The organism is Streptomyces cavernicola (genome assembly GCF_029968035.1).
Lineage (GTDB): Bacteria > Actinomycetota > Actinomycetes > Streptomycetales > Streptomycetaceae > Streptomyces > Streptomyces cavernicola.
This window is the reverse complement of sequence record NZ_JASCIQ010000009.1, coordinates 108750-124618: the sequence shown is the minus strand read 5'-3', so window position 1 is coordinate 124618 and position 15869 is coordinate 108750. Positions and strand designations below refer to the sequence as shown.

Annotated in this window: 12 protein-coding genes; 6 read left to right on the top strand and 6 right to left on the bottom strand. The window is 72.1% G+C overall.

The genetic code is table 11. The features are described from left to right. Nucleotides 1-35: 35 nt before the first annotated feature. The 4 genes from QIS96_RS10905 to QIS96_RS10890 form a co-directional block, all read right to left on the bottom strand. On the bottom strand, nucleotides 36-1196 hold the full coding sequence (locus tag QIS96_RS10905) for an acyl-CoA dehydrogenase family protein (protein ID WP_282542276.1): 1161 nt from the start codon (nucleotides 1194-1196) through the stop codon (nucleotides 36-38). Between the two features lie 5 nt (nucleotides 1197-1201). Continuing rightward, nucleotides 1202-2215, bottom strand: a complete 1014-nt coding sequence (locus tag QIS96_RS10900; protein ID WP_282542275.1) for a hydroxymethylglutaryl-CoA lyase — start codon at nucleotides 2213-2215, stop codon at nucleotides 1202-1204. After that, complete coding sequence (locus QIS96_RS10895) at nucleotides 2212-4212, bottom strand: acetyl-CoA carboxylase biotin carboxylase subunit (RefSeq protein WP_282542352.1); 2001 nt, start codon at nucleotides 4210-4212, stop codon at nucleotides 2212-2214. The genes QIS96_RS10900 and QIS96_RS10895 overlap by 4 nt, the downstream gene beginning before the upstream one ends. Before the next feature lie 65 nt (nucleotides 4213-4277). Next, nucleotides 4278-5909, bottom strand: coding sequence for a carboxyl transferase domain-containing protein (locus QIS96_RS10890; protein WP_282542274.1), 1632 nt, complete (start codon nucleotides 5907-5909; stop codon nucleotides 4278-4280). 175 nt (nucleotides 5910-6084) lie between these two features. On the opposite strand from QIS96_RS10890, the gene QIS96_RS10885 reads away from it, so the two are divergent. The 3 genes from QIS96_RS10885 to QIS96_RS10875 all read left to right on the top strand — a co-directional run bounded on the left by QIS96_RS10885 (nucleotide 6085) and on the right by QIS96_RS10875 (nucleotide 8927). After that, nucleotides 6085-6696 (top strand): SACE_7040 family transcriptional regulator, encoded by a 612-nt coding sequence (locus QIS96_RS10885; protein WP_282542273.1) that lies wholly within the window; start codon nucleotides 6085-6087, stop codon nucleotides 6694-6696. A gap of 183 nt (nucleotides 6697-6879) precedes the next feature. Next, nucleotides 6880-8037 (top strand): acyl-CoA dehydrogenase family protein, encoded by a 1158-nt coding sequence (locus QIS96_RS10880; RefSeq protein ID WP_282542272.1) that lies wholly within the window; start codon nucleotides 6880-6882, stop codon nucleotides 8035-8037. Next, nucleotides 8034-8927 carry an acyl-CoA thioesterase gene (locus QIS96_RS10875; protein ID WP_282542271.1) on the top strand — a complete coding sequence of 298 codons (894 nt, stop codon included), beginning with the start codon at nucleotides 8034-8036 and terminating at the stop codon, nucleotides 8925-8927. The genes QIS96_RS10880 and QIS96_RS10875 overlap by 4 nt, the downstream gene beginning before the upstream one ends. Nucleotides 8928-9006: 79 nt before the next feature. Here the strand turns inward: QIS96_RS10875 and QIS96_RS10870 are convergent, their stop codons facing one another. Then, on the bottom strand, nucleotides 9007-9795 hold the full coding sequence (locus QIS96_RS10870; RefSeq protein ID WP_282542270.1) for a phosphatase: 789 nt from the start codon (nucleotides 9793-9795) through the stop codon (nucleotides 9007-9009). A gap of 117 nt (nucleotides 9796-9912) precedes the next feature. Continuing rightward, nucleotides 9913-11415, bottom strand: coding sequence for a PucR family transcriptional regulator (locus tag QIS96_RS10865; RefSeq protein ID WP_282542269.1), 1503 nt, complete (start codon nucleotides 11413-11415; stop codon nucleotides 9913-9915). 188 nt (nucleotides 11416-11603) lie between these two features. Here QIS96_RS10865 and QIS96_RS10860 point away from each other — a divergent pair, with 188 nt between their 5' ends. From QIS96_RS10860 to QIS96_RS10850, 3 genes are all read left to right on the top strand, one after another. Beyond that, complete coding sequence (locus QIS96_RS10860; RefSeq protein WP_282542268.1) at nucleotides 11604-13079, top strand: sodium:solute symporter; 1476 nt, start codon at nucleotides 11604-11606, stop codon at nucleotides 13077-13079. Between the two features lie 75 nt (nucleotides 13080-13154). Next, the gene (gene speB, locus QIS96_RS10855; RefSeq protein ID WP_282542267.1) at nucleotides 13155-14141 is read left to right on the top strand and encodes an agmatinase; all 987 of its coding nucleotides are present in this window, start codon (nucleotides 13155-13157) and stop codon (nucleotides 14139-14141) included. Beyond that, nucleotides 14138-15808, top strand: coding sequence for a thiamine pyrophosphate-binding protein (locus QIS96_RS10850; RefSeq protein ID WP_282542266.1), 1671 nt, complete (start codon nucleotides 14138-14140; stop codon nucleotides 15806-15808). Before speB ends, QIS96_RS10850 begins: the two co-directional genes overlap by 4 nt. The last annotated feature ends 61 nt before the right edge of the window (nucleotides 15809-15869 follow it).

Sequence of the window (15869 nt, the reverse complement as noted above, 5' to 3'; positions counted from 1 at the left end):
AGGTAGGAAACGACCGGCCCGGTGGGGGCGTGGGCTCAACCAGTGAGCCCCAACTCCCGAGCGATCAGCATCCGCTGAACCTCACTCGTCCCCTCCCCGATCTCAAGAATCTTGGAGTCCCGCCACATCCGCGCCACCGGGAACTCGTTCATGAACCCGTACCCACCATGGATCTGCGTGGCCTCCCGCGCGTTGTCGACCGCGACCGTCGACGAGTACAGCTTCGCCAGCGCCGCCTCCTTCTTGAACGCCTCCCCGCTCGTCAGGCGCGAGGCCGCGTCCCGCCAGGCCAGTCGGGAGGTGTGCGCCTTCATCTCCATGTCGGCCAGCTTGAACTGGATCGCCTGGTTGTCCCCGATCGGCCGCCCGAAGGCCCGCCGCTCCTTCGCGTACCGCAGCGACTCGTCGACACAGCCCTGCGCGAGTCCCGTCGCCAGAGCCGAGATGGCGATCCGGCCCTCGTCCAGGATCCGCAGGAACTGCGCGTATCCGCGGCCCTCCGTGCCCAGCAGGTTCTCCACCGGAACCCGCACGTCCGCGAAGGACAACTCCCGGGTGTCCGAGGCGTTCCAGCCCACCTTCGAGTACGGCGCCGCGACCGTGAACCCGGGCGTGCCCGACGGCACGATGATCGACGAGATCAGCGGCTTGCCGCTCTCGGTCCGGCCGGTCACCGCGGTCACCGTCACCAAACCGGTGATGTCCGTACCCGAGTTGGTGATGAAGCACTTCGTGCCGTTGATCACCCACTGGTCGCCGTCCCGCACCGCCGTCGTCCGTGTGCCGCCCGCGTCCGAACCGCACTCCGGCTCCGTGAGCCCGAACGCGCCGAGGATCTCGCCGGAGCACATCCGCGGCAGCCACTCCCGCTTCTGTTCCTCCGTGCCGAAGCGGAACACCGGCATCGCACCGAGGGACACCCCGGCCTCCAGGGTGATCGCCACCGAGGAGTCGACCCGCGCCAGCTCCTCCAGGGCGATGCCGAGGGCGAGATAGTCCCCGCCCATGCCGCCGTACTCCTCGGGGAACGGCAGCCCGAAGAGGCCCATCCGCCCCATCTCACGGACGATCTCGTACGGGAACTCGTGCCGCTCGTAGTAGTCGCCGATCTTGGGGGCGACCACGTCATGGGCGAACTCCTCGACGGTGCGCCGCAGTTCTTCGTGCTCGGCGGAGAGCCGGTGGTCCAGGGACATGGTGGTCACTCCTCGGTTTTCTGTGCGGCCTTGTGGGCCTCGGTGTTCTGCGGCTGCTCCGCCCCGGCGAGGGCCCGGACGGTGCGGGACGGGCTGGGTCGGCCCAGGTGTCCGGCGAGCCACACGCTGGTGGCGGTGAGTGCGGCGAGGTCGACTCCGGTCTCGATGCCGAGGCCGTGCAGCATCCACACCAGGTCCTCGGTGGCGAGGTTCCCGGTGGCGCTCTTCGCGTACGGGCAGCCGCCGAGCCCGCCCGCGGAGGCGTCCACGGTGGTCACTCCGTACTGCAGGGCGGCCAGGGTGTTGGAGAGCGCCTGGCCGTAGGTGTCGTGGAAGTGCACGCCGATGGTCTCGGTGCCGACGCCCGCCTCGTTGAGCCCGGTCAGGAGGGCGCTCACATGGCCGGGGGTGGCCACGCCGATGGTGTCGCCGAGGCTCAGCTCGTCACAGCCGAGATCCATCAACTCCTTGGCCACACGCACCACTTGGCCGAGGGCGACGGGCCCCTCCCAGGGGTCGCCGAAGCACATCGACAGATAGCCGCGTACGTGCACCCCGGCGTCCTTGGCCCGCGCGACGACCGGCGCGAACATCGCCAGGGACTCCGCCACCGAGCGGTTGAGGTTGCGCCGCGCGAAGGACTCCGTGGCGGAACCGAAGACCGCGATCCGGCGCGCGCCCAGGTCCAGGGCTCGGTCGAGGCCGCGCTCGTTCGGTACGAGCACCGGCAGGTGAACGCCCTCGATGTCCTGCAGCTGCGGGAACAGCGCCTTGGCGTCGGCGAGTTGGGGCACCCACTTGGGGTGCACGAAGCTGGTCGCCTCGACCGTGCCGAGGCCGGCCGCGGCGAGCCGGTGCACGAACTCCGCCTTGACGGCCGTCGGCACCGTCGCCTTCTCGTTCTGCAGCCCGTCCCGCGCACCCACCTCGTGGATCCGCACCCGCGCGGGCAGCCCGGGGGCCGGGATCGACATGGGGAGCGCGGCGGGGCCCTCGCCGGCATGAGTCTCGGTGGTCATCGCGCGGCCTCCTCGTCCGTGGGGCGGGGCTCGCCCTTCGAGGCGTCCTCGGCCCTGTCTTCGGCCCCGTCCTCGTCCGGCGCGACCACCGCGAGGATCTGGTCCATGGCGACCGTCGTCCCGGGCGTCACGTCGAGTTCGGTGACCGTGCCCGCGTGCGGTGCGGAGATGACGTGCTCCATCTTCATCGCCTCGACCACCAACAGGCTCTGCCCGGCGGCCACTTGATCGCCCACGGCCACCTTCACCACCGTGACCGTGCCGGGCATCGGGGCCGTCATCGCGTCCACCCCGGCGTGCGCGGCGCCGGTGAGGGAGGCCGCGACTCTGTCGTACGACTGCACATGCCAGGCGTCGCCGTCCCGGCCCAGCCAGTCGCCCGCGCGGTGGAAGGTGTGCGCGACACCGTCGAGCGTGACCGTCACCCGGTCCTCGGTGACCCGGGCGCCCTCGTCGCTCACCGCGCGGGTGACCGGTTCCAGGCCCGGCACGCGCAGGTCGAAGCCGAGCGGTGCGGGTGTCCCGCCGAGCCGCCAGCCCGAGGGCACCGAGAACGGGTCGACCCAGCCGCCGCCCTCCGGCGCGAGCGACTCCCGGCGCACGGCGGCCGCCGCCTCGTACACCTCGTCGGGCACCGTCGCGTCGACCAGCTCGTCCGCCACCCGCTCGACCAGGCCCGTGTCCAACTCCCCGGCCACCACGGCCGGGTGGGCGAGCAGGCGGCGCAGGAAGCCCGCGTTGGTCGGCACGCCCAGGGTGACCGTGCGGGCGAGTGCGGCGCGCAGCCGGCGCAGGGCGGTCGCACGGTCCGGGCCGTGCGCGATCACCTTGGACAGCATCGGGTCGTAGAGGCTGCCGATCTCCGTGCCCTCGGTGAGACCGGAGTCCGTACGCACCCCGCCGCCCTGCGGCTCGTGCAGCGCGAGGACCGTGCCGCCGGAGGGGAGGAAGCCGCGGGCCGGGTCCTCGGCGCAGATCCGGGCCTCCACGGCGTGCCCGGAGAGGCTGATGTCGTCCTGCTTGTAGGGGAGTTGCTCACCGGCGGCGACGCGCAGCTGCCACTCGACCAGGTCGATCCCGGTGATCAGCTCGGTGACCGGGTGCTCCACCTGAAGGCGGGTGTTCATCTCCATGAAGTAGTACGCCGAGGGGTCGTCGCCCGGGACGATGAACTCCACCGTGCCCGCGCCGACATAGCCGCAGGAGCGGGCCGCCTGGACCGCGGCCTCGCCCATCGCCGCGCGCGTGGCCTCGTCGAGCAGGACGGACGGGGCCTCCTCGATGATCTTCTGGTGGCGGCGCTGCAGGGAGCACTCGCGCTCGCCGAGGTGGATCACGTTCCCGTGGCGGTCGGCGAGGACCTGGATCTCGATGTGCCGGGGGCGGTCGACCCAGCGCTCCACGAGCAGCGTGTCGTCCCCGAAGGAGGCCCGTGCCTCGCGCCGGGCGGCGGCGATCTCCTCCAGGAGCGCCGACTCCAGGCGCGTCAGCCGCATGCCCTTGCCGCCGCCGCCCGCCGAGGGCTTGAGGAGCACCGGCATGCCGATCTCCCGTGCCGCCGCGGCCAGTTCGGCGTCGCTCAGGCCGGAGCCGGAGGAACCGGGGACCACGGGGACGCCGGCGGTGCGCACGGTCTCCTTGGCACGGATCTTGTCGCCCATCAGGGAGATGGCGTCGGCGGGCGGGCCGATGAAGGTCAGCCCGGCCTCGGCGCAGGCCCGTGCGAAGGAGGCGTTCTCGGCGAGGAACCCGTACCCGGGGTGCACGGCCTGCGCCCCGGTCCTGAGGGCCGCTTCGAGGAGCCGCTCCACCGACAGGTAGCTCTCCGCTGCCGCGGGCGGGCCGATCCGCACGGCCGTGTCCGCCTCACGCACATGCCGGGCGTCGGCGTCCGCGTCGCTGAACACGGCGACCGAGCGCACCCCCAGCTCGCGCAGCGTGCGGATGACGCGCACCGCGATCTCGCCGCGGTTGGCGACGAGCACCGTGTCGAACATCGGCGCGGCGGACGCGGGCCCGGAGCCGAGGGGCGTGGACGTCGAAGTCGTGGAAGTCATGGTCCTCACATCCGGAAGACGCCGAAGCCGGGCGCCGCGTCGTCCTTCTCGGGCAGGGGGGCGTTGGCGCAGGCGGTCAGGGCGAGCCCGAGCACCTGGCGGGTCTCCAACGGGTCGATCACACCGTCGTCCCAGAGCCGGGCCGTCGCGTAGTAGGCGTTGCCCTGGGTCTCGTACTGCGCGCGGATCGGGGCCTTGAAGGACTCCTCGTCCTCGGCGGGCCAGGACTCGCCGCGCGCCTCCAGCTGGTCCCGCTTGACGGTCGCGAGCACCGAGGCGGCCTGCTCGCCGCCCATCACGGAGATCTTGGCGCTCGGCCACATCCACAGGAACCGCGGCGAATAGGCGCGGCCGCACATCGAGTAGTTGCCCGCGCCGTACGAACCGCCGATGACGACCGTCAGCTTCGGCACGCGCGTGGTGGCCACCGCCGTGACCATCTTGGCGCCGTGCTTGGCGATGCCGCCCGCTTCGTAGTCCCTGCCGACCATGAAGCCCGAGATGTTCTGCAGGAAGAGGAGCGGGATGCCGCGCTGGTCGCACAGCTCGATGAAGTGCGCGCCCTTCTGGGCGGATTCGGAGAACAGGATGCCGTTGTTGGCGACGATGCCGACCGGGTGGCCGTGGATCCGCGCGAAGCCGGTGACAAGCGTCGTGCCGTACTCCGCCTTGAACTCCTGGAAGCGGGAGCCGTCCACCACGCGCGCGATGACCTCCCGGACGTCGTACGGCGTGCGCGAGTCCACCGGCACCGCGCCGTACAGGCCGTACGGATCGACCTTCGGTTCCTCGGCCTGCGTCACGGTCCAGGGCAGAGGGCCGCGCGCGGGGAGCGTCGCCGCGATGTTCCGCACGATGCGCAGCGCGTGCGCGTCGTCCTCGGCGAGGTGGTCGGTCACTCCCGAGGTGCGCGAGTGCACCTCGCCGCCGCCCAGCTCCTCGGCGGTCACGACCTCGCCGGTGGCCGCCTTCACCAGGGGCGGGCCGCCCAGGAAGATCGTGCCCTGGTTGCGCACGATCACCGCTTCGTCGCTCATCGCCGGGACGTACGCCCCGCCGGCCGTGCAGGAGCCGAGGACGGCGGCGATCTGCGGGATGCCCCGGCCGGACATCTGCGCCTGGTTGTAGAAGATCCGCCCGAAGTGCTCGCGGTCGGGGAAGACCTCGTCCTGCATGGGCAGGAAGGCGCCGCCGGAGTCCACCAGGTAGACGCAGGGGAGGCGGTTCTCCAGGGCCACCGCCTGGGCGCGGAGGTGCTTCTTGACCGTCATCGGGTAGTACGTGCCGCCCTTGACCGTGGCGTCGTTGGCCACGATCACGCACTCGCGGCCCGAGACCCGGCCGATCCCGGCGATCACTCCGGCCGCCGGGGCGTCCCCGCCGTACATCCCGTCCGCCGCGAGCGGGGCCAGCTCCAGGAAGGGGGAGCCGGGGTCGAGCAGGGTGTCCACCCGGTCGCGGGGCAGCAGTTTGCCGCGCGCGACGTGCCGGGCGCGGGCCTTCTCGCCGCCGCCCGCCTCGGCCTGCGCGAGCTTTCCGCGCAACTCCTCGACGAGGGCGTGGTGCGCCGCCTCGTTGGCCCGCCAGGCCTCCGAGGCGGGATCCGCCGCGCTCGTCAGGACCGGTGCCTGCTGCATCGCCTGAGCTCCCTTGCTCGTACCGCTGCTTGCTTGCACGGCTGCTTTCCCCGTGCCGCCCTGCCCGCACTGCTTCGCTGCGCCGCGTCCCCTGCATGGCCTCGCGCGGCGTTAATGACCGTTAACTCGCACCACCAGGTTAACGACCGCTAACCGCCCTGTCTAGAATGAATTCATGAGCACCACCAGCGCGGCCCTGACTCGCCGCGAGCAGATCCTCAAGGAGGCCGCCCGCCTCTTCGCCGAGCGTGGCTTCCACGGCGTCGGCGTGGACGAGATAGGGGCCGCCGTGGGCATCAGCGGCCCGGGTCTCTACCGCCACTTCGCGGGCAAGGACGCGATGCTCGCCGAGCTCCTCGTGGGCATCAGCGGCCGGCTCCTGACGGGCGGCAAGCGGCGCGCGGCCGAGGCGCGGGACGGCGGGGCCGCCGCCGAGGCGCTCCTGGACTCGCTGATCGAGGGTCATATCGACTTCGCCCTCGACGACCGCCCGCTGATCACCCTGCACGACCGCGAGCTGGACCGGCTGCGCGACAGCGACCGCAAGTTGGTCCGCCAACTCCAGCGCCAGTACGTGGAGTTGTGGGTGGAGGTCGTGCGCGAGGTCTACCCGACCCTGATCGAGCCGGAGGCGCGCGCGACCGTGCACGCCGTCTTCGGTCTGCTCAACTCCACGCCGCACCTCAGCCGCCCCGGCCCGCTGCCCGGCCGCTCCGCGATGGCGACGCTGCTGCACCGCCTGGCCCGCGGCGCCTTCGCGGCCGCCGCGTCCAACGGCGCGGCCTGAAGCGCGCGGGCGCGCGGCCGCATGCGGTGCGCGCTGTGACCCATTCCGCAGATCGTCCACTCTGGACAGTCTTGGAGACTGCCGGGTAACTTCAGTCTGAGCAAGCGCTTAGCCAGCGTGCTGCGGGTGCGTGCCGATGCGCCGCCCCGAGCGACCCGAGCCAGACGACCAGGAGGCCCGACCGTGCGCCGTACCGTTTTCAATGAGGACCACGAGGCGTTCCGGGAGACCCTGCGCGCCTTCATCGAGACCGAGGTCGTCCCCGTCTACGACGAGTGGTTCGAGGCCGGTCAGGCGCCCCGCGACTTCTACTACAAGCTCGGCGAGCTGGGTGTCTTCGGCATCCGCGTGCCCGAGGAGTACGGCGGCGCGGGCATCGACTCGCACAAGTTCGAGGCCGTCATGTACGAGGAGACCGCCCGCGCGGGCGTCAACTTCGGCGGCTCCGGCGTGCACGTGCTGCTCGGCCTGCCGTACATCCAGATGCTGGCCACCGACGAGCAGAAGAAGCGCTACCTGCCGAAGTTCGTCACCGGCGAGGAGATGTGGGCGCTCGCGATGACCGAGCCGGGCACCGGCTCCGACCTCGCGGGCATGAAGACCACCGCGAAGCTCTCCGAGGACGGCACGCACTACGTCCTCAACGGCGCCAAGACGTTCATCACCGGCGGCGTGCACGCCGACAAGGTCATCGTCTGCGCCCGCACGTCCGCGCCGACCGCCGAGGACCGCCGCTTCGGCATCTCGCTGTTCGCCGTCGACACCAAGGCCGAGGGCTACTCGGTCGGCCGCAAGCTGGACAAGCTGGGCCTGAAGACCTCCGACACCGCCGAGCTGGCGTTCGTCGACGTGAAGGTGCCTGTCGAGGACCTGCTCGGCGAGGAGAACAAGGGCTTCTACTACCTGGGCCAGAACCTGCCCTCCGAGCGCTGGGGCATCGCCTTCGGCGCGTACGCGCAGGCCGCGGCCGCCGTCCGGTTCGCCAAGCAGTACGTGCAGGACCGCACGGTCTTCGGCAAGACCGTCGCGTCGTTCCAGAACACCAAGTTCGAACTGGCCGCCTGCCAGGCCGAGGTGGACGCCGCCGAGGCCGTCGCCGACCGCGCCCTCGAAGCGCTCGACCAGGGCGAGCTGACCCCGGCCGAGGCCGCCTCCGCGAAGCTGTTCTGCACCGAGGTCGCACACCGCGTCATCGACCGCTGCCTCCAGCTGCACGGCGGCTACGGCTTCATGAACGAGTACCCGATCGCCCGCCTCTACGCCGACAACCGCGTCAACCGCATCTACGGCGGCACCAACGAGGTCATGAAGATGATCATCGCGAAGGACATGGGTCTGTGACCTCGCCCCTCGACGACCTGCTCGATCTGCTCGACCTGGAGCGGATCGAGCAGGACATCTTCCGGGGCCGCTCGCGTTCGGCGATCGTGCCCCGGGTGTTCGGCGGACAGGTCGCGGCCCAGGCCCTGATCGCCGCCGGGCGCACGGTGCCGGAGGGCCGCGCGGCGCACTCGCTGCACGCCTACTTCCTGCGCCCCGGCGACCCGGGCGCCCCGATCGTCTACACGGTCGACCGCATCCGCGACGGCAGATCGTTCACCACGCGGCGCGTGGTGGCGGTCCAGCACGGGCAGCCGATCTTCCACCTCTCCTCGTCCTTCCAGGAGTACGAGGAGGGCCTGGAGCACCAGGTCGACATGCCCGCGGCCCCCGACCCGGAGTCGCTGCCGACCGCCGCCGAGATGCTGCCCCAGCACCTGCCCGCCGACGTGGCCGCCCGTCTCGTCGAGGCCCGCGCGGCCGTCGACCTGCGCTATGCGGAGACCCCGCCGTGGGGCAGCGTCGGCACGCCGCGCGCGCCGCGCTCCCAGGTGTGGTTCCGCACCAACGGCAAGCTCGCCGACGACCCTCCCCCAGACTCCGTCTGGGGGGACCCCCACCTGCACGTCTGCCTCGCCACGTACGTCTCCGACATGACGCTGCTCGACTCGGTGCTGCTCGCCCACGGGCGCGGCGGCTGGGCGGTCGGCGATGTGGTGGGCGCCTCGCTCGACCACGCCATGTGGTTCCACCGGCCGTTCCGCGCCGACGAATGGCTCCTGTACGACCAGGAGTCGCCCTCGGCCTCCGGCGGGCGCGGGCTCGGGCAGGCGGGGATCTACACGCAGGACGGACGGCTCGCGATCTCCGTCATCCAGGAGGGCGTGGTCCGGGTGCCGCGCGGTACCTGAGCGAACTGCCTTCCCCTGTACGGGATCTTGTGCGGGATCTGAAATCGGCCTCCACGCGCGCGTGGAGGCCGATCCGCGTTCACGCCCCCTGGGTGAGGCCCGCCGAGTCCAGCAGGTACGCCGTCATCGGGTCGTAGAAGCGCGGGTCGGTGACGTGGTCGTCGAGGGGCACCGTGACCTGCAGGGTGCCCTCGGCCTCGCCGAGGAACAGCGCCGGGTCGTTGCAGTCCGCGTACCCGACCGAGTCCAGGCCGCGCTGACCGGCGAAGCCCGCCCAGCCGTGGTCGGCGACGACCAGGTCGGGCTGCGGGCGGCCCTCGCGCTCCAGGCCGTCCAGGATCGCCTTCATCGGCTCGGGGGAGTGGGTGTGCCACAGCGTGGCGCCGCGCTCCAGGACCGCGACGTCGGCGAACTGGAAGACATAGCCCTCGTCGGCGGTGAGCCCGGCGGGGATCACCACGATCTCGCAGCCGGCGGCGCGCAGCGCCTGCGCCGTCGCGCGGTGCACGTCGAGCAGCCCGCCCGGGTGGCCGGTCGCGAGCAGCACGCGCTCCTTGCCCGCGGCCGCCTTGCGCAGCCGGGCCGCCATCCGCTCCAGGGCGTCGACCGTCAGCTCCGGGTCGATCGTGTCCTGGCCCGTGCGGTGCTCCGGGTCGTCGACCACGCCGCAGCGCTCGGCCATCACCGCGAGGACGTCCTGCTCGTCGGTCCAGCGGTCGCCGAGCTCCAGGCCCAGCCAGTAGTGGCGGTCGCCGTTCGCCAGCTTGCGGTAGTGCGACAGGTTGTTGTCGCGGGGTGTGGCGACGTCACCGGCGATACGGGTGCGGACAAGGTGGTCGACGAGTGCGGCACGGCTGGGTATCGGCATGCCCCCCATTGTGCCGTCGGCCCCGGCCGCCCGGACCCGCAGTCCCGAAGCCTGGACCACGGCCGCAGAGGGAAAACCGCCCCTCTGGAGACGGAAATCGACACCCAGTGGGCGGAATCAACAGTTCCGTAGGGCGAACCACAACTCCATGCGCACATCCGGATCGTCCAGATCCGTTTCAAGCAGTGCGGCGCAGCGCCCGATCCGCTGCCGGACCGTGTTCCGGTGCACGCCGAGCGCCGTGGCCGTACGGTCCCAACTCCCGTGCAGCGAGAGCCAGGTGCGCAGGGTCTCCACGAGGGCCGGGTTCGACGCGACCGGATCGAGCAGCACGCGCGCGTGCGCAGCCGCCTCGGCCGGCTCGACCAGCGCGGCGAACCCGGACTCCCGGTCCCGTACCAGCGGCGACCGTGTCACCTCCGCGCGCCGCAGCGCCCGCGCCGCGCGTGCGTCGGCCGCGACGAGATCCGCGACCGGGGCGGGCGCGGACACCCCGAGCGTCCAGCCGGGCGGCGGATCGAGCTCACGGTCGGCGGGGACGAGGAGCCGTACGACGCCGCTGTCGGGGTCGTCCTCGGCCGGGTCGACCAGGGGCGTGCCGAGGGACACCGCGAGCGCCGACGCGGACGGCGGGGTGCGCTCCGCGCGGGACGGCGCCACGCGCGCGTGCACCACGCGCCACGCCTCGCTCCCCAGGAGTGCCCCGGCCCGCTCCGGCTCGGCGCCGAGCAGCAGCCGGACGAGCGCCGCCGAACGGGCCGCCTCCGAGGCGCTCTGATGCTCACCGGCGAGCAGCGAGAGCAGCACCACCGCGGCCCCGGTGATGGTGTGATCGCCCGCCGCGCGGTGCTCGGTCGCGACGCCGAGCGCGAAGCCGCGCCCGCCGCCCAGGGCGTACGCGGTCAGGTGTACGGGACCCGCCGTGTCCGCGGCCGCGGTGGGCGCGCCCGGCGTCGCGCGGCGCACGACCGCGGTCAGCTCGCGCAGCGCCGCACGCGCCGCCCCGCCCGTGCGGCCCGCGGACTGCAGCTCCGTCCCCTCCGGCCCGTACAGGAACGCCGCACCGTTGAGGCGGGTGGCGAGCTGGCGGAGCACGGCGGGGACCGGGTCCGGCCGGGCCGCCGCGGTCGCCAGGCCCTGCTGCGCCTCGGCGACCCGGCGCAGCTCCGCGTGCCTGGCCTCGGCCATCAGCCGCCACACCGCGCGTGCCACCCCGCTGAACGTCGTCCGCGGCGGCACTTCGAGCAGGGGTAGTCCGTGCCGGTCGCAGGCCTCCTCAAGGGCGCGCGGCACGGTGTCGTGCACCGGTGCCACACCGAAGCCGAGCGCCGCGCAGCCCGCCGCCACGACCCGCGCCACATAGGCGTCCAGGTCGCCGTCGCCCGCCTCCCCGATGTGCACGCCGGCCGTCAGGAGCAGCTCGCCGCCGAGCAGGTACGGGGACGGGTCGGACAGCTCCGAGGTGTGCGCCCAGTGGACGACGGTGCCCGCCTCGCGCGCGTCGGGTCCCGCGATCTGGCGCAGGCCCAGCGAGTCGAGTGCGAGCAGCGCGGTGAGCGCCACCGGCGCGACGGGCGGGGCCGATGGTGTGGAGGAGGGGAGAGGTGCGGGTGTGGACATGGGCAGTGGACGTTCCCTCCATCCATGATGCGAGAAGTGGAGGAAACGTACACTTCAGCCGCTCTTTACGGCCACTTAAGGTCGTGCCGACCACTGGCTGCGGGTACGGGCGGATGTCCCCCTGGCCGGTCACCCCCCAACCCCCGTATCTGCACGACACGCCACTGAGGTGCGCGAAGGAGGGCCGTATGGCCGTCGACTACACAGTGATCGTCATCTATCTCGTCGGCATGCTCGCCATGGGCTGGTGGGGCATGCGCCGCGCCAAGTCCAAGAGCGAGTTCCTGGTCGCCGGGCGCCGCCTCGGACCGTGGTTCTACTCCGGGACGATGGCCGCCATCGTCCTCGGCGGCGCCTCCACCATCGGCGGCGTCGGCCTCGGCTACCAGTACGGCCTGTCCGGCGCCTGGATGGTGTTCACCATCGGCCTGGGCATCCTGGCTCTGTCGATCTTCTTCTCGGCCCGCATCGCGCGCCTGAAGGTCTACACCGTCTCCGAGATGCTCGACCTGCGCTACGGGGGCCGCGCGGGCGTCATCTCCGGCGTCGTCATGTGGGCGTACACGCTGATGCTCGCGGTCACCTCGACCATCGCGTACGCCACGATCTTCGACGTCCTCTTCGACGTGCACCGCACCGTCGCGATCATCCTGGGCGGCACCATCGTCGTCGCCTACTCCACGCTCGGCGGCATGTGGGCGATCACGCTCACCGACATGGTGCAGTTCGTCGTCAAGACGATCGGCGTGCTGCTCCTGCTGCTGCCCATCGCCGTGATCAAGGCCGGCGGCTTCAGCGAGATGAAGGCCAAGCTGCCCACCGAGTACTTCGACCCGCTGGGCATCGGCGGCGAGACGATCTTCACGTACGTGCTGATCTATACGTTCGGCATGCTCATCGGGCAGGACATCTGGCAGCGCGTCTTCACCGCCCGCAGCGACAAGGTCGCCCGCCTCGGCGGCGCCGCGGCCGGCACGTACTGCCTGGTCTACGCGATCGCCGGCGCCGTCATCGGCACCGCGGCCAAGGTCATGTACCCGAACCTGGAGAGCGCCGACGCCGCGTTCGCCACCATCGTCAAGGACGAACTCCCCATGGGCGTGCGGGGCCTGGTGCTCGCCGCCGCGCTCGCCGCCGTGATGTCCACGTCCTCCGGGGCGCTCATCGCCTGCGCCACCGTCGCCAACAACGACATCTGGTCGCGCCTGCGCGGCATCGTGAAGCCCTCGGGCCACGACGAGGGGCCGCACGACGAGGTCAAGGGCAACCGCCTGTTCATCCTGATCATGGGTGCCGCGGTCGTCGTCATCTCCATCGCGCTCAACGACGTGGTGGCGGCCCTGACAGTCGCCTACAACCTGCTCGTCGGCGGACTGCTCGTGCCGATCCTCGGCGGTCTGGTGTGGCGCCGCGGCACCGCGGCCGGAGCGCTCGCCTCCGTCGCCGCCGGCGGCATCTCCGTCGTCGCGCTCATGGCGTACTACGGCATCCTCGCCAACGAGGCCGTGTACGGCGGCCTGTTGGCCTCCCTCGCCGTGTACGTCGTCGTCTCCCTGGCCACCCCGCCGACCGACGCCGCCGTCCTCGCCGCCTGGCGCGAGCGCCTCGCGGGCCGCGCCGAGGAGCCGACCGAAACCCCGGCAACCGCCGTGACCAGCGCCTGAATTCACGTGCGGCCCGTTGTCAGTGGGCCGCGCAACACTTGGAACCGACCCAGCAAGCCAGGAGGAAGAACGACCATGAGCAGCGCCGAGACCCCGACCCCCCGCGGCCCCGTCGACTCCTCCCGCGTCCCGCGCTACGCCGGCCCGGCGACGTACGCCCGCCTGCCCCGCCTCGACGAGGTCGGCGGCAAGACGGACGTCGCGGTCGTGGGCGTGCCGTTCGACACGGGTGTCTCGTACCGCCCCGGCGCTCGCTTCGGCGGCAACGCCATCCGTGAGGCCTCCCGGCTGCTGCGTCCCTACAACCCGGCGCAGGACGCATCCCCGTTCGCCCTCGCCCAGGTCGCGGACGCGGGCGACATAGCCGCCAACCCCTTCAACATCAACGAAGCGGTGGAGACCATCGAGGCCGCCGCCGACGACATCCTGGGCAGCGGCGCCCGCATGATGACCCTCGGCGGCGACCACACCATCGCGCTGCCGCTGCTCCGCTCGGTCGCGAAGAAGCACGGCCCGGTCGCGCTGCTCCACTTCGACGCCCACCTGGACACCTGGGACACGTACTTCGGCGCGGAGTACACGCACGGCACCCCGTTCCGCCGCGCCGTCGAGGAGGGCATCCTCGACACCGAGGCGCTCTCCCACGTCGGCACCCGCGGCCCGCTCTACGGCAAGCAGGACCTGACCGACGACGAGAAGATGGGCTTCGGCATCGTCACCTCGGCGGACGTCTACCGCCGCGGCGCGGACGAGGTCGCGGACCAGCTCCGCCAGCGCATCGGCGACCGCCCGCTGTACATCTCCATCGACATCGACTGCCTCGACCCGGCCCACGCCCCGGGCACCGGCACCCCAGAGGCGGGCGGCATGACCTCCCGCGAGCTTCTGGAGATCCTGCGCGGCCTGTCGTCCTGCAACCTGGTCTCGGCGGACGTCGTGGAGGTCGCCCCGGCGTACGACCACGCGGAGATCACCGCCGTCGCCGCCTCCCACACGGCGTACGAACTGACCACGATCATGTCCCGTCAGATCGCAGCAAGCCGGGAGGCGACCACCGCGTGACCCACGACCACGACCTGGAACTGCGGCCCACCGCCGCGCAGACCGAGGCCGCCCTCAACCCGCCCGCCGGGCGGACCGGGGGGGACCTGGTCGTCGAGACCCTGCGCGGCCTCGGCGCGGCCACCGTGTTCGGCCTGCCGGGGCAGCACGCCCTCGGCATGTTCGACGCGCTGCGCCGCTCCGACCTCACGTATGTCGGCCTGCGCGTGGAGAACAACGCGGGCTTCGCCGCCGACGCGTACGGACGGGTCACCGGCGAGGCCGCCCCGCTGCTGCTCTCCACCGGGCCCGGTGCGCTGATGTCGCTCGCCGCGCTCCAGGAGGCCGCCGCCGCGAGCGCCCCGGTGCTCGCGATCGGCAGCCAGGTCCCGGCGGCCGGGCTCGGCGGCGGACGCCACGGCTATCTGCACGAACTCCGTGACCAGCAGGCCTCGTTCCGAGACGTGGTCAAGTCCGTCCACACGGTCCGTACGCAGTCCCAGATCCCCTCGGCGATCGCCGCGGCCTGGGAGTCGGCGCTGACCGCGCCGCACGGACCGGTGTGGGTGGAGATCCCGCAGGACGTCCTCCTCGCCGAGACGGCGCTGCCCGTCGTCACGGCGATGGACGCCACTCCGCACGAGCTCGTGCCCCGGCCCGAACTCACCGCCGTCGCGGCCGACTTGCTGTCCAAGGCCGAGCGGCCGGCGATCGTCGCGGGCGGCGGAGTGGTGCGTTCCGACGCGGTGGGGAAGCTGCTCGCGCTCGCCGAGAAGCTGAACGCCCCGGTGGTCACCACCTTCGGCGGCAAGGGCGCCTTCCCCTGGGAGCACCCGCTGTCGCTGCAGTCCTGGATGGAGGACCGGCACACCACGGACCTCCTGGAGGACGCCGACGTCCTGCTCGTCGTCGGCTCGGGCCTCGGCGAACTCTCCTCGAACTACCACACGTTCCAGCCCCGCGGCCGGGTCGTGCAGATCGAGGCGGACGCCGGGAAGCTGGAGTCCAACCACCCCGCCCTCGGCATCCACGCGGACGCCCGCCTCGCCCTCTCCGCACTCCTGGAGACGGTCGAGGAGCGGCCCGATCCGGAGGCCGCAGGCCGGGTCGCCGAACTGCTCGCCAAGGTCCAGGAGCGCCTGGACGGGCAGGAGTTGGTGCTGGAACGGCAGGTCCTGGCGGCCGTCCGCGAGGCGCTTCCCGACAGATCGCCGTCGTTCTGGGACATGACGATCCTCGCCTACTGGGCCTGGTCCGCCTGGCCCGGAGCGATGCACTCCGCCCAGGGCGCGGGCGGCCTCGGGTACGGCTTCCCGGCGGCGCTCGGCGCGGCCGTCGCCGACCCCACCCGGCCGGTGCTCGCGGTCTCCGGCGACGGCGGCGCGATGTACTCGATCGCGGAGCTCGCCACGGCCCGGCAGTACGACCTGAACGTCACCTGGCTGATCGTGGACGACGGCGGTTACGGCATCCTCCGCGAGTACATGACGGACGCGTTCGGAGAGGCCACGGCCACCGAGCTGTCCCGCCCTGACTTCGTGGCCCTCGCCGAGTCCTTCGGGGTGCCCGCTGTGCGGACGTCGGTGGATTCGCTCGCCGCGGACCTCGCCAAGTCCCTTGCGGCGCCCGGCCCTTCGGTCGTGGTGCTGCCGGCACTGTTGAAGATGTTCGCGCCTACGCATCTCTGAGGCGACAGCAAGACGCCGGGTGGGCCCAGTCATTGAGCCCACCCGGCGCTTGTTCTCTTCA